Source organism: Thiobacillus sp. (assembly GCA_024235835.1).
Taxonomy (GTDB): Bacteria; Pseudomonadota; Gammaproteobacteria; order Burkholderiales; family Thiobacillaceae; genus PFJX01.
Map to the genome: position 1 here is coordinate 1,025,047 of JACKLQ010000002.1, position 13,882 is coordinate 1,038,928.

The following is a 13,882-nucleotide window of genomic DNA, read 5'->3' on the forward strand; positions in this document are numbered from 1 at the left end:
GAAATCATGGACATGAAGACCCTCTACCTCATCGTGCCGATGGCCCCCCTGGTGGGTGCCGTCATCGCCGGCCTGTTCGGCAAGGCCATCGGCCGTACCGGCGCCCACGTGGTCACCATCCTGGGCGTGCTCATCTCCTTCCTGGCCTCCTTACTGGTGTTCCAGGACGTGCAGGCGGGCAACACCTTCAACGGCGCCCTCTACACCTGGCTGACCGTGGGCGACGTGTCCATGGAAGTGGGTTTCCTCATTGACCGCCTGACGGTGATGATGATGCTGGTGGTGACCTTCGTGTCCCTGTGCGTGCACATCTACACCATCGGCTACATGCACGACGACCCGGGCTACCAGCGATTCTTCAGCTACATCTCCCTGTTCACCTTCTCCATGCTCATGCTGGTGATGAGCAACAACTTCCTGCAGCTGTTCTTCGGCTGGGAGGCGGTGGGCCTGGTGTCCTATCTGCTGATCGGCTTCTGGTACACCCGGGAGACGGCCATCTACGCCAACCTGAAGGCGTTTCTTGTAAACCGGGTGGGTGACTTCGGCTTCCTGCTGGGTATCGGCCTGGTGCTGGCCTACACCGGCAGCCTGGACTACCAGCAGGTGTTCCAGATGGCGCCCCACTTGGCCAATCACACCATCTCCATCATCGACGGCCACACCTGGCCCCTCATGGCGGTGATCTGCATCCTGCTGTTCATCGGCGCCATGGGCAAGTCGGCCCAGTTCCCCCTGCATGTGTGGCTGCCGGACTCCATGGAAGGCCCCACCCCCATCTCCGCCCTGATCCACGCCGCAACCATGGTGACCGCCGGCATCTTCATGGTGGCGCGCATGTCGCCCCTGTTCGAGTTGTCGGACATCGCCCTCAACTTCGTCATGGTCATCGGTGCCATCACCGCCCTGTTCATGGGTTTCCTGGGCGTGATCCAGAACGACATCAAGCGGGTGGTGGCCTACTCGACGCTTTCCCAGCTGGGCTACATGACCGTGGCCCTGGGGGTCTCCGCCTACGGGGTGGCCATCTTCCACCTGATGACCCACGCCTTCTTCAAGGCCCTGCTGTTCCTGGCCGCCGGCTCGGTGATCATCGGCATGCACCACGACCAGGACATCCGCAACATGGGTGGCCTGCGCAAGTACATGCCCATCACCTGGATCACTTCCCTCATCGGTTCCCTGGCCCTCATCGGCACGCCCTTCCTGTCCGGCTTCTACTCCAAGGATTCCATCATCGAAGCGGTGCACTTCTCCAATCTGCCGGGGGCGGGCTTCGCCTGGCTGGCCGTGACCGCCGGGGTGTTCGTCACCGCCTTCTACTCCTTCCGCATGTACTTCCTGGTGTTCCATGGCAAGGAGCGTTTCCGCAACGCCCATGCCCACCATGGCCATGACGAGGAAGGCGAATCCCACGGGCATCACCACGAGCCCCATGAGTCGTCCTGGGTGGTGACCCTGCCCCTGATCCTGCTGGCCATCCCGTCCGTGATCATCGGCTACCTGGCCATCGAGCCCATGCTGTTCGGTGGCTGGTTCGGTCATGCCATCAGCGTTGATGCCCAGGCCCATCCCGCCATGACCGAGTTGGCCAACATGTTCCATGGCGCCGCCGCCATGGGTCTCCATGCGCTGCAGACCCTGCCCTTCTGGCTGGCCGTGGCCGGCGTGGGGTCCGCCTACTATCTGTACATGGTGAATCCGGCCCTGCCCCAGAAGATCCGCGAGCGCTTCAACATCCTGTACGTGATCCTGGAGAAGAAGTACGGCTTCGACGACTTCAATGACTGGTTCTTCGCCGGCGGCGCCCGCATGCTGGGTGGCCGCCTGTGGCGCTGGGGCGACGTGATGGCCATCGACGGGGCCCTGGTGAACGGCAGCGCCCGCCTGGTGGGCCGCATCGCCAACGTGGTGCGCCACCTGCAATCCGGCTTCATCTACCACTACGCCTTCGCCATGCTGGTGGGGGTGTTGCTGCTGGCCACCTGGTTCGCCCGTGCATAAACATACGAAAGTGAAATACGCATGATGGACGCGACGTTTTCTGGGATAGGACTGCTCAGCCTCGCCATATGGGTGCCCATCGTGGCGGGGGTGCTCATCCTGGCCACCGGTGGCGACGGCAACAGGGATGGCCAGCGCACCCTGGCCCTGCTGGGTGCCGCCCTGGGCTTCCTGGTGACCCTGCCCCTGTGGACGGGCTTCGACGTTTCCACCGCCAACCTGCAGTTCGAGGAACTGGCTCCCTGGGTCCCGGCCTTCAACATCCAGTACCACTTGGGGGTGGATGGCATCTCCATGCCCTTCGTCATCCTCAACAGCTTCACCACCCTGCTGGTGGTGCTGGCGGGCTGGGAGGTGATCAAGGAGCGGGTGGGCCAGTACATGGCCGCCTTCCTCATCCAGTCCGGCCTGCTCAATGGCGTGTTCGCCGCCATGGACGGGGTGCTGTTCTATGTGTTCTTCGAGGCCATGCTGATCCCCCTGTACCTGATCATCGGCATGTGGGGCGGCCCCAACCGGGTCTACGCGGCCATCAAGTTCTTCCTCTACACCCTGCTGGGCTCCCTGCTCATGCTGGTGGCCCTGATCTACCTGTTCTTCCAGAGCGGAGGCAGTTTCGAGATCCTGGCCTGGCACCGTGTGCCTCTGGCCATGAGCGCCCAGATCCTGCTGTTCGTGGCCTTCTTCTTCGCCTTCGCCGTTAAGGTGCCCATGTGGCCGGTGCACACCTGGTTGCCGGACGCCCACGTGGAAGCCCCCACGGGGGGGTCCGTTGTGCTGGCGGCGATTACGCTCAAAGTCGGTGCCTACGGCTTCCTGCGCTTCATCCTGCCCATCGTGCCGGACGCCGCCCATGAGCTGACCTGGCTCATCGTCACCCTGTCCCTCATCGCCGTGGTGTATATCGGCCTGGTGGCCCTGGTGCAGAGCGACATGAAGAAGCTCATCGCCTATTCGTCCATCGCCCACATGGGCTTCGTCACCCTGGGTTTCTTCCTGTTCAATCCCCTGGGCATCGAGGGCGGCCTGATCCAGATGATCTCCCACGGCTTCATCTCCGCCGCCATGTTTCTGTGCGTGGGCGTGATGTACGACCGTCTCCACTCCCGCCAGATCAGCGACTACGGCGGCGTGGTGAACACCATGCCCAGGTTCGCCGCCTTCTTCATGCTGTTCGCCATGGCGAATGCTGGATTACCTGCAACATCCGGCTTCGTGGGCGAGTTCATGGTGGTGCTGGGCGCCGTGCAGGTGAATTTCTGGTGGGCCGCCCTGGCCGCCACCACCCTGATCTTCGGCGCGGCCTACACCTTGTGGATGTACAAGCGCGTGGTGTTCGGGCCTGTACGCAACGAGAAGGTGGCCGAGCTCACCGATATCAATTCCCGGGAATTCCTGGTGCTGCTGCTGCTGGCCCTGTGTGTGCTGGGTATGGGCCTCTACCCCGCGCCCCTCACCGAGGTCATGCACGCCTCGGTGAACAACCTGCTGGAACACGTGGCCCACAGCAAGCTGGCCTACTAAAGAGATGGACACCATGATCTTTTCCACGCCTGACCTGGCCCCCGCCCTGCCGGAGATCTTCGTCCTGGCCATGGCCTGCGCCATCCTGCTCATCGACGTAATTACCAAGGACAGCAAGCTCTCCTACGTCCTGACCCTCATCACCCTGGTGGGCGCCGCGGTCATCACCGCCTTCACCGCCTCGGGCGAGACGCAATTCACCTTCAGCGGCCAGTTCGTGGACGATGCCATGGGGGATGTGCTCAAGCTCATGGGCTATTTCGCCACCCTGGCGGTGGTGGTCTATTCCCGCGCCTACCTGGCGGATCGGGGGATGCTGCGGGGCGAGTTCTTCGTGCTGGCCCTGTTCGCCCTGCTGGGCATGATGGTGATGATTTCCGCCAACCACTTCCTGGTGCTGTACGTGGGCCTGGAACTGCTGTCCCTGTCCCTCTACGCCATGGTGGCCTTCCAGCGGGATTCCGCCGTCGCCACGGAAGCGGCCATGAAGTACTTCGTGCTGGGCGCCCTGGCCTCGGGCCTGCTGCTCTACGGCATGTCCCTCATCTACGGCCTCACCGGCACCCTGGCACTGCCGGGGATGGCGGAAGTGCTCCAAGAGGGCGTGCAAGACAACATGATCCTGGCCTTCGGACTGGTGTTCCTGGTGGCGGGCCTGGGCTTCAAGCTGGGCGTGGCCCCCTTCCACATGTGGGTGCCGGACATATACCAGGGAGCGCCTTCCGCAGTGACCCTGTTCATCGCCTCAGCCCCCAAGCTGGCCGCCTTCGCCTTCACCATCCGCCTGCTGGTGGACGGCCTGCAGCCCGCCATCGGCGACTGGCAGGGCATGCTGGCGGTGATGGCCGTGCTGTCCCTGGCCATCGGCAACCTTGCCGCCATCATGCAGACCAACATCAAGCGCATGCTGGCCTATTCCACCATCTCACACATGGGTTTCCTGCTCCTGGGGGTGCTGGCGGGCACCTTCGCCGGCTATACCGCCGGCCTGTTCTACGCCATCACCTACGTGCTCATGAGCCTGGGTGCCTTCGGCATGGTGGTATACCTGTCCCAGAAGGACTACGAGGCCGTGAGCCTGGAAGATTTCAAGGGACTCAACCAGCGCCATCCCTGGCTGGCCGCCATCATGGCCATGCTCATGTTCTCCATGGCCGGCCTGCCTCCCTTCGTGGGCTTCTACGCCAAGCTGTCCGTGCTTCAGGCCCTGGTGGGGGCCGGCTGGACCTGGCTGGCCGTGGTGGCGGTGGTGTTCTCCCTCATCGGCGCTTTCTACTACCTGCGGGTGATCAAGGTCCTGTACTTCGACAACCCCCGGGCCGACGCCCCCGTTGTCACCCCCGTGGGCGACATCCAGGCCCTGCTGTCCGTCAACGGGCTGGCCGTGCTGGCCCTGGGCATCGCGCCCCAGTTCCTCATCGCGCTGTGCACCCACGCGATGCAGATGTCCCTGCAGTAAGGCATTTCGACCCGCAGCCGGTTTGGGAGGCACAACCCCAGGGAATAACGACCCTGCGGACTCGGCTAGGCCTTGTGCGTCTGCCTGAATGACAGGCAGCCCTCTGTGCTGGTGCCCGGAGCGGGAATCGAACCCGCACAGCCTTGCGGCCGAGGGATTTTAAGTCCCTTGTGTCTACCAATTTCACCATCCGGGCTGGATGATCTTCAGCGCTTGCCGCCCTTGGCCTGGAGTTCCATGTCCACCAGTTCGTCCAGGGCCTCGAACAGCTTGGCGTGGCTGCCGGTCATGTAGGCGGAGGTGGTGTACTTGCCGTTGACGGCGAAGGCGGGGACGCCGGTGAGCTTGTAGGCCTGGGTCATCTGCTTGGCGCGCATGACCTTGCTGTTGACACCGAAGGAGTTGTAGGCGGCGACCAGCTGCTTGCGATCCACGCCCTTGGCGGCGACCCAGTCGAAAAAGGTTTCCGGGTTGTTCAGGTCCACGCCCTGGCTGTGGATGGCCTTGAAGACATCGTTGTGTAGCTTGTTGACCAGGTCCAGGGCTTCCAGGGCGTAGTAGGCCCGGGTCAGGGGCACCCAGCCGTCGCTGAGGATGCCCGGTACGCGCTTGAACACGACGTTCCTGGGCAGCTTTTTCTTCCAGGCCTCCACCTCGGGTTCCATGTTGTAGCAGTGGGGGCAGCGGTACCAGAAGAACTCCAGTACTTCCACCTGGCCGGGCTTCACATCGGTGCGCTGGGGGGGCGACAGCACGGCATAGTCGATGCCCGCGTCCACGGCCAGGGCTGCGGGGGTTGCAAAGGCCAGGGGCAGGGCCAGCATCAGGGTGGCAAGAATCTTGTTCATGAAAACTCCTATTTGGGATTCACGGGGTCTTTGAGCAGCCGGGCGTGGAAATCGTTCTCCGTGAGGACGTCCAGGTCACCGAAGGCGTCGTCCTCGCGCTTGTAGGGTCCAACGCGGATACGGTAGAGGGGTTGACCGTTGCTCTCGATTTTCTGGGTGCTGGCCCGCAGGTTCAGCATGACCAGCTTGGCCCGGATCTGGTCTGCCTTCTTGGCGTCGCTCAGGGCGGCGATCTGTAGCCACCATGTGTCCTTGGAGGCAGGTGGGTCCATGGGCCGGGCGGGCTTGTCGCCGGGCAGGATGCCGTAGAAGGTGTAGTTGACCTTGGACCGGGGGGGCGGTGCGGTCTCTTTCTTGGAGGCAGGCTGGGGCTTGACCTCCGCCTTGGCGGCCGGCGGCTTTTCCGCCGCCGGTTCGGGAGACGGAGGCAGGGGGGGGGCGTGAGGTTCGTCTCCGGTTGCCTCGGAGGGGCGGGCGGCCTTGGTGGGCAGGGGCGCCAGGGGGAGCTCGTCCTTCATGGGGCTGGGGTTCATGTTCAGGTACCAGACCACTCCCGCAGCCACGGCCAGGCCCAGGGTCAGGCCGATCAGCAGGCCGGCGAACAGGCCGCCACCCTTGCGGGTCTGCTTCTGGCTTTCCTCTCGCCGGGTACCCCTGCCCTCCCGTCTCGCCATGGGCTTACATTTTCTCCGGCGCGGACACGCCCAGGATGGCAAGGCCGTTGCGCAGCACCAGGCGGGTGGCGGCGACGAGCACCAGGCGGGCCTGCTTCAGCTCCTCGTCCTCCACCAGGAACTGGCAGGCCACGTACAGGCCATGGAGATCTGCGGCCAGGTCCTTGAGGTAGTAGGCGATGATGTGGGGAGAGAATTCCCGGGCGGCGTTGGCCATGATCTCGGGGAATTCCGCCAGGCGCCGCAGCAGGGCGATTTCCTGGGGGTGTTCCAGGCGGGCGACGTTGGCGTCCGCCAGGTCGGCCTCCAGGCCGCCCCAGCTGCTCAGCACGCTGCAGACCCGGGCGTGGGCATACTGGATGTAGTAGACCGGGTTGTCGTTGCTCTGGCTCTTGGCCAGGTCCAGGTCGAAATCCAGGTGTTGGTCGGACTTGCGCAGCACGTAGAAGAAACGGGCAGCGTCATTGCCCACCTCGGCACGCAGGTCCCGCAGGGTCACGTATTCCCCGGACCGGGTGGACATGGAGGCCTTCTGCCCGTTGCGGTAGAGCACGGCGAACTGCACCAGGGCAACCTGGAGACGCTCCGCGTCCAGGCCGGCGGCGGTAAGGGCACCCTTTACCCGGGGGATGTAGCCGTGGTGATCCGCGCCCCACACGTCGATAACTCGGGAGAAGCCCCGCTCGAACTTGTTCAGGTGGTAGGCGATGTCGGCGGCGAAGTAGGTGTAGATGCCGTTGTCCCGACGCACCACCCGGTCCTTTTCGTCACCGAAGTGGGTGGAACGGAACCAGAGGGCGCCATCCTGCTCATAGAGGTGTCCATGCTTGCGCAGGGCCTCCACGGCACGGTCTATGAGACCGGATTCGTGCAGGGTCCTTTCCGAGAACCAGGTATCGAAGGTGACGCCGAATTCGGTCAGGTCGTTGCGTCCGTCCCCCAGTTGCTCTTCCAGGGCGAAGCCGTGGATATATCCGTAGTCCGCGCCCAGCAGGTGCTTGGCGTTGGCGATGAGGGCGTCCAGGTGTCCCTCGGGGTCGTCGGCCGCTTCGGGTACCTTGGATATCACTTCGGTGGCGGGGCGTTTGTAGCGGTCAGCATGGAGGGCGAAGATGCTGTCCGCCATGGTGCGCACGTAACCGCCCTGGTAGGCGTTGCCCGGGAAGGGCACGAATTCGCTGCACAGCTCCAGGTAGCGCAGCCAGGTGGAGAGGGCAAGGATGTCCATCTGCCGGCCGGCGTCGTTGACGTAGTACTCCCGGTGCACGTCATAGCCGGCGAAGGCCAGTACGTTGGAGAGACTGGCGCCGAAGGCCGCGCCCCGCCCATGACCCACGTGCAGGGGACCAGTGGGGTTGGCGGAAACGAATTCCACCTGGATCTTCTCTCCCTTGCCCAGTTCTCCGCGACCATAGGTGCGGCCTGTTCGCAGGATATGGGGCGCAAGGCCCTGCCAGGCAGCGGGTTTCATGAAGACGTTAATGAAGCCGGGACCGGCAATCTCGGTCTTCTCCACCAGACCGGAGGGTGGCAAGGCCGCCAGCAGGGCCTGGGCCAGTTCCCTGGGGTTGCGCTTCAGGGGCTTGGCCAGCTGCATGGCCACGTTGCAGGCGAAATCACCATGGCTGGCCTGTTTGGGGCGGTCCAGTTCCACCTCCACCGACATGTCCGGGGCCACTTGCTTTACGGCGGCTTGAAACAGGGAAATGAGCAGGGACTTGGGGGCGAAGTAGGCTGTCATGGCATGCTGGCTGAAATATCTGTGGAATTATACCGGCCCCCTCCCGCAAGCTGTTCCCGGGGAAGTAGGGCTTTTGATATACGTATATATAACTATTATCCATAGCGGGCTGCATATATGGATGCCACAATCACGCCACGTGTCATCACCCGATCACGCCATGGAAGGTCCAACCGACGAGTACATGTTTGTTTCCCTGTATACCCGGCACAGGGAGCCCTTGCTGAAAGGCGAGGATGCCAAGCGCCTGCTCTTGGAAAAACTCGGGGAGACCAAGAAGCAGTTCCATCTGGTCATCGCGGCCTATGTGGTGCTGGACGACCATGTGCACCTGCTGTTCACCTCGCCCCCCGGCAACGAGTGCAGCGCCATCGTCAATTCCCTGCGGGCCTCTTTCCAGCGCGAATTGCGCAAGGGCGGAAGCTCCGTCGAGGATACCCAGACCCAGGTCTGGGAACACGGCTTGAAGGTACGTACCCTCATGAGCAAGGAGGAGTTGCGAGACCATCTGGATTTCATCCACTACGACCCCGTGCGGCATGGCCACGTGGAGCGGGCAGGGGATTATCGATGGTCCAGCCTGGCCAAGCGCATGGCGGAGGGGCATTACCCCCATGACTGGGCCGAGCTGGCACCGCCGGCTGGCGTGGCCAGGGTGTTGAAGTTCGCCCCCCTGGCCCAATAAAAAACCCCGCCGCGGCGGGGTTTTTGTCGGCTGGGTCGGGCGGGGAGCCCAACCTGCATCAGGGTTAAAAGCCCATGTCGCCCATGCCGCCCATGCCGGGGTTCATGTCGGGGGCGCCGACCTTCTTGTCCTCGGGCATTTCAGAGACCATGCAGTCGGTGGTCAGCATCAGACCGGCCACGGAGGAGGCGTTCTGGAGCGCGGTGCGGGTCACCTTGGTGGGATCCAGCACGCCCATTTCCATCATGTCGCCGTATTCGCCGGTGGCGGCGTTGTAGCCGTAGTTGCCTTTGCCGCCCAGCACCTTGTTCACCACCACGGAATCTTCCTCGCCGCAGTTGCGCACTATTTCGCGCAAGGGCTGCTCGATGGCGCGCAGCACGATCTTGATGCCGGCGTCCTGATCGTGGTTGTCACCTTTCAGCTTCACGATCTTGGAACGGGCGCGCAGGAGGGCCACCCCGCCGCCGGGGACGATGCCTTCTTCAACGGCAGCGCGGGTGGCGTGCAGGGCGTCTTCCACGCGAGCCTTCTTCTCCTTCATCTCGACTTCGGTGGCTGCACCCACCTTGATCACCGCAACACCGCCGGCCAGCTTGGCCTTGCGCTCCTGCAGCTTCTCCTTGTCGTAGTCGGAGGTGACTGTTTCGATCTGTTTGTTGATCTGGGTGATGCGGTCCTTGATGGCGTCAGCGGATCCGGCGCCGTCGATGATGGTGGAGTTCTCCTTGCCTACCTCGACGCGCTTGGCACGACCCAGGTCATTCAGGGTGGCCTTCTCCAGGGACAGGCCCACTTCCTCGGCGATCACGGTGCCGCCGGTGAGAATAGCCATGTCTTCCAGCATGGCCTTGCGACGGTCTCCGAAACCGGGGGCCTTGACGGCCACGGTCTTCAGGATGCCACGGATGTTGTTTACCACCAGGGTGGCCAGCGCCTCTCCCTCGATGTCCTCGGCGATGATCAAGAGGGGCTTGCCGGCCTTGGCCACCTGCTCCAGCACGGGCAGCAGGTCGCGGATGTTGGAGATCTTCTTGTCGTGCAGCAGGATGTAAGGTTCTTCCATCACCGCCATCTGTTTCTCGGCGTTGTTGATGAAGTAGGGGGACAGGTAGCCGCGGTCAAACTGCATGCCCTCCACCACGTCCAGCTCATTCTCCAGACCGGAGCCGTCCTCGACGGTGATGACGCCTTCCTTGCCCACCTTGTCCATGGCGTCGGCGATGATCTGGCCGATGCTGGAATCGGAGTTGGCGGAAATGGAACCCACCTGGGCGATTTCCTTTGAGGTGGTGCAGGGTTTGGAGATGTTCTTCAGCTCTTCCGTCAGGGTAATGACGGCCTTGTCGATGCCGCGCTTCAGATCCATGGGGTTCATGCCTGCGGCCACGAACTTCATGCCTTCGGCCAGGATGGACTGGGCCAGCACGGTTGCGGTGGTGGTGCCGTCACCGGCCACGTCGGAGGTCTTGGAGGCGACTTCCTTCACCATCTGGGCACCCATGTTCTCGAACTTGTCCTTCAGTTCGATCTCCTTGGCGACGGAAACACCGTCCTTGGTCACGGTGGGGGCGCCGAAGCTGCGGTCCAGCACCACGTTGCGGCCCTTGGGGCCCAGGGTCACTTTTACGGCGTTGGCCAGGATGTTGACGCCAGCCACCATGCGGTGACGGGCGGCGTCGCCGAAACGTACGTCTTTAGCTGCCATATTCGTTTACTCCTTGATTCTTGAACGACATTCCCGCCAAGGCGGAAATCTGGTGTTTTCGGGCTGGATCCCCGCCTGCGCGGGGATGTCGCGCGCGTGCTCGCGCTGAAGCGCAAACAAACACGTTACTTCTCGACGACGCCCATGATGTCTTCTTCACGCATGACCAGGAGCTCCTGGCCCTCGACCTTCACGCTTTGGCCGGCGTACTTGCCGAACAGCACTCGGTCGCCCACTTTGACATCCATGGCGATCAGCTTGCCGCTGTCGTCGCGCTTGCCGGGGCCCACGGCAACAATCTCGCCCTGATCGGGCTTTTCGGCAGCGGTGTCGGGAATGACGATGCCGGAAGCAGTCTTGCGCTCTTCTTCCATGCGCTTGACGATAACGCGGTCATGCAACGGACGGATTTTCATTGTTTTCCTCCATAAGAAATCCGTGTGGAAACAGGGGGTGTCGATTGGGATGGGGTGTTAGCACTCATCCCAGGCGAGTGCTAATGGTAGGGACGGCCCATGACGTTTTCAAGTGCGGAAAAGAAAAAAGCCCGCAGGAGCGGGCTTTTGGAATGTCTTGGAGGCGCGTACCGGAGTCGAACCGATCTAAACGGATTTGCAATCCGCTGCATAACCGCTTTGCTAACGCGCCGTGTGGAATCGGTGCCCTGAAAGCATTTGGGGAAAGCTTTTGGCTTTCCCCAAGTATCTGGAGCGGGAAACGAGGCTCGAACTCGCGACCTCAACCTTGGCAAGGTTGCGCTCTACCAACTGAGCTATTCCCGCGTCGAAGTGGGGGCGGATTATGACCAGCCCCTCGGGGCATGTCAACTGCTGGCGGGTTGGTTCTTCATGGAACGCCAGGCCATGAGCAGGTAGTGGGCCATGGACCACAGGGTGAGGAAGGCGGCGATGTCCAGCAGCCAGCGTCCCAGCCATTGGGTGTTCAAGCCCAACAGCAGGTCGTGATAAAGCAGCAGGGAGATGGCGATCATCTGGACCGTGGTCTTGAGTTTGCCTATGTAGGACACGGCCACGCTCTTGGACTGGCCTTCCTTGGCCATCCATTCCCGCAGGGCACTGATGGCGATCTCCCGGCCGATGATGATGAGGGATGCGGCGATGCCTGCCCGGTCCAGGTCCACCAGCACGATGAGGGCGGCGGCCACCATGAGCTTGTCCGCCACCGGGTCCAGGAAGGCGCCGAAGGCGGACATCTGGTTGAGGCGCCGGGCCAGCCAGCCGTCGAGCCAGTCGGTGACGGAGGCCAGCAGGAACAGCGCCGTGGCGGTGAGATTGATGGCGTGCTTCGGCACCCAGCCATCGGGCAGGTAGAACACTGCCACGAACAGCGGAATAAGTCCGATGCGCAGCCAGGTGAGGGAATTGGGCAGGTTGAAGGGCATGCCGCGATGTTAAAGCGGTTAGTGCAGCTCCCGATAGATGCGCTCTGCAAGATCCCGGCTGATGCCTTCCACCTGTGCCAATTCCTTCACACCGGCGTCCACTACGCCCCGAAGGCCACCGAAGGTTTGCAGCAGTTTCTGCCGCCGCTTGGCGCCAATGCCGGGAATGTCCTCCAGGCTGGACTGGGTGCGGGCCTTGCCCCGCCTTGCCCGGTGACCTGTAATGGCAAAGCGGTGAGCCTCGTCCCGCACCTGCTGGATCAGATGCAGAGCCGGGTTGTCCGGGGTCAGTCGCAACGGTTCGACCTCCCCGGGGAGAAAGAGCTGTTCCATGCCCGGCTTGCGTTCCACCCCCTTGGCCACGCCCACCATGGGCAGGTCCCCCAGGCCCAGTTCCGAGAGCACGTCCACGGCCATGTGCAGCTGGCCCTTGCCGCCGTCGATGAGGAGCAGGTCCGGCAGCTTGCCTTCCCCCGCCGCCAGCTTGCCGTAGCGGCGGGAGAGGGCATCCCGCATGGCGGCGTAGTCGTCACCGGGGGTAATGCCGGAAATGTTGTAGCGGCGGTATTCCGAAGGCTGCATGGCGCCCTGGTCGAACACCACGCAGGACACCACCGTGGCTTCCCCCATGGTGTGGCTCACGTCGAAGCACTCGATGCGGGCGATGCCTTCCTCCCCCAGGGCTTCGTTCAGCGCAGCCAGGCGGGCGCTCTGATTCTCCCGCTGGCCTTCCCGGACCGCCAGGGCCAACTGGGCGTTCTTCTCCGCCATCTCCAGCCACACGCGCCGTTCCCCCTGGGGCCGGATGATGACCTGTACCTTTCGCTCAGCCTGATCCGACAGCCAGTCCGCCAGGCCCTCAACCTCGTCGCTGAGGATCAGGGTGGTGGGGATCGGATGGCCCTCGTAGTGCTGCCCCGCGAAGGCTTCCAGCAGGCTGGCGGCATCCGCTTCCTCCACGCCCTGCGCATGGCTGGGAAAGAAGGCCCGGCCTCCCAGGTTGCGCCCGCCCCGCACCATCACCAGGTACACGCAGGACACGCCACCCGACAGCACGGCGGCAATGATGTCCGTATCCTGGTTTGATCGGCTTTCCACGAACTGCTGGGCCCGCACCTTGGAAAGGGCGTTGATCTGGTCCCGCCAGAAGGCCGCCTCCTCGAACTTCCAGGCCTCGGCGGCGGCGTTCATGCGGTGGGTGAGGGATGAGATGACCTCACCGTCCTTGCCCTGCAGGAAGAGCAGGGCGTCCTCCACGTCCCGGGCGTAGTCCAGATTGCTCACCAGGCCCACGCAGGGGCCACTGCAGCGCTTGATCTGGTGCAGCAGGCAGGGGCGGGAGCGGTTTGAAAATACCGTGTCCTCGCAGGTGCGCAGGCGGAAAACCTTCTGCAGGATCTGGATGCTTTCCCTCACCGCCAGGGAATTGGGAAAGGGGCCGAACACCCGGTGCTTCTTGTCCGGCGTGCCCCGGAAGAAGCCCAGGCGGGGATAGGCATGGCCCGACAGCAGCAGGTAGGGATAGGACTTGTCGTCCCGGAAGAGAATGTTGTACCTGGGTGCCAGGCCCTTGATGAGGTTGTTCTCCAGCAGCAGGGCCTCGGCCTCGGTGCGGGTGACAGTGGTCTGGATGTCCCGGATGCGCGCCACCATGTGGCGGATGCGGGGCGAGAGATCCGATTTCTGGAAGTAGCTGGAGACCCGCTTCTTCAGGTCCCTGGCCTTGCCCACGTAAAGCACCGTGCCGTCCTCCCCCAGCATGCGGTACACGCCGGGCAGATTGGGCAGCGAGGCCAGCACGGCCTTGGCGTCGAATGCCGCCTCGCCCATGGGTGGG

The 13,882-nt window shown here is 63.2% G+C and carries 11 protein-coding genes and 3 tRNA genes; 4 read left to right on the top strand and 10 right to left on the bottom strand.

What is annotated here, in order from left to right:
* The first annotated feature begins 6 nt into the window (after window positions 1-6).
* Genes nuoL through nuoN form a run of 3 tightly spaced genes read left to right on the top strand, consistent with a single transcriptional unit; the run spans window position 7 to window position 4,987 of the window.
* A complete protein-coding gene (gene nuoL, locus H6935_13145) occupies window positions 7-2,004 on the top strand; it encodes an NADH-quinone oxidoreductase subunit L (protein ID MCP5279288.1) in 1,998 nt (665 codons plus the stop codon).
* A gap of 24 nt (window positions 2,005-2,028) precedes the next feature.
* A complete protein-coding gene (locus H6935_13150; protein MCP5279289.1) occupies window positions 2,029-3,528 on the top strand; it encodes an NADH-quinone oxidoreductase subunit M in 1,500 nt (499 codons plus the stop codon).
* Between the two features lie 13 nt (window positions 3,529-3,541).
* Entirely contained in the window at window positions 3,542-4,987 is a 1,446-nt protein-coding gene (gene nuoN / locus H6935_13155; GenBank protein ID MCP5279290.1) for an NADH-quinone oxidoreductase subunit NuoN, read from the top strand.
* A gap of 109 nt (window positions 4,988-5,096) precedes the next feature.
* On the opposite strand, the gene H6935_13160 is transcribed toward nuoN, so the two are convergent.
* From H6935_13160 to H6935_13175, 4 genes are all read right to left on the bottom strand, one after another.
* A tRNA-Leu gene (locus H6935_13160) sits at window positions 5,097-5,183 on the bottom strand.
* A 10-nt stretch (window positions 5,184-5,193) separates the two neighbouring features.
* Entirely contained in the window at window positions 5,194-5,835 is a 642-nt protein-coding gene (locus H6935_13165) for a thiol:disulfide interchange protein DsbA/DsbL (GenBank protein ID MCP5279291.1), read from the bottom strand.
* 8 nt (window positions 5,836-5,843) lie between these two features.
* Window positions 5,844-6,509: an SPOR domain-containing protein gene (locus H6935_13170; protein MCP5279292.1), complete on the bottom strand. Its 666-nt coding sequence runs from the start codon at window positions 6,507-6,509 to the stop codon at window positions 5,844-5,846.
* A 4-nt stretch (window positions 6,510-6,513) separates the two neighbouring features.
* On the bottom strand, window positions 6,514-8,250 hold the full coding sequence (locus tag H6935_13175) for an arginine--tRNA ligase (protein ID MCP5279293.1): 1,737 nt from the start codon (window positions 8,248-8,250) through the stop codon (window positions 6,514-6,516).
* A 160-nt stretch (window positions 8,251-8,410) separates the two neighbouring features.
* Between H6935_13175 and H6935_13180 the strand changes: the two genes are divergently transcribed.
* Window positions 8,411-8,935, top strand: a complete 525-nt coding sequence (locus H6935_13180) for a transposase (GenBank protein ID MCP5279294.1) — start codon at window positions 8,411-8,413, stop codon at window positions 8,933-8,935.
* Between the two features lie 64 nt (window positions 8,936-8,999).
* On the opposite strand, the gene groL is transcribed toward H6935_13180, so the two are convergent.
* The 6 genes from groL to uvrC form a co-directional block, all read right to left on the bottom strand.
* A complete protein-coding gene (groL, locus tag H6935_13185) occupies window positions 9,000-10,643 on the bottom strand; it encodes a chaperonin GroEL (GenBank protein ID MCP5279295.1) in 1,644 nt (547 codons plus the stop codon).
* Window positions 10,644-10,768: 125 nt separating this feature from the next.
* Entirely contained in the window at window positions 10,769-11,059 is a 291-nt protein-coding gene (gene groES, locus H6935_13190; protein ID MCP5279296.1) for a co-chaperone GroES, read from the bottom strand.
* 158 nt (window positions 11,060-11,217) lie between these two features.
* Window positions 11,218-11,291: transfer RNA gene (locus H6935_13195), tRNA-Cys, on the bottom strand.
* Between the two features lie 58 nt (window positions 11,292-11,349).
* A tRNA-Gly gene (locus tag H6935_13200) sits at window positions 11,350-11,425 on the bottom strand.
* A gap of 41 nt (window positions 11,426-11,466) precedes the next feature.
* Window positions 11,467-12,045, bottom strand: coding sequence for a CDP-diacylglycerol--glycerol-3-phosphate 3-phosphatidyltransferase (pgsA, locus tag H6935_13205; protein MCP5279297.1), 579 nt, complete (start codon window positions 12,043-12,045; stop codon window positions 11,467-11,469).
* 18 nt (window positions 12,046-12,063) lie between these two features.
* A complete protein-coding gene (uvrC, locus tag H6935_13210; GenBank protein ID MCP5279298.1) occupies window positions 12,064-13,875 on the bottom strand; it encodes an excinuclease ABC subunit UvrC in 1,812 nt (603 codons plus the stop codon).
* Window positions 13,876-13,882: the final 7 nt, after the last annotated feature.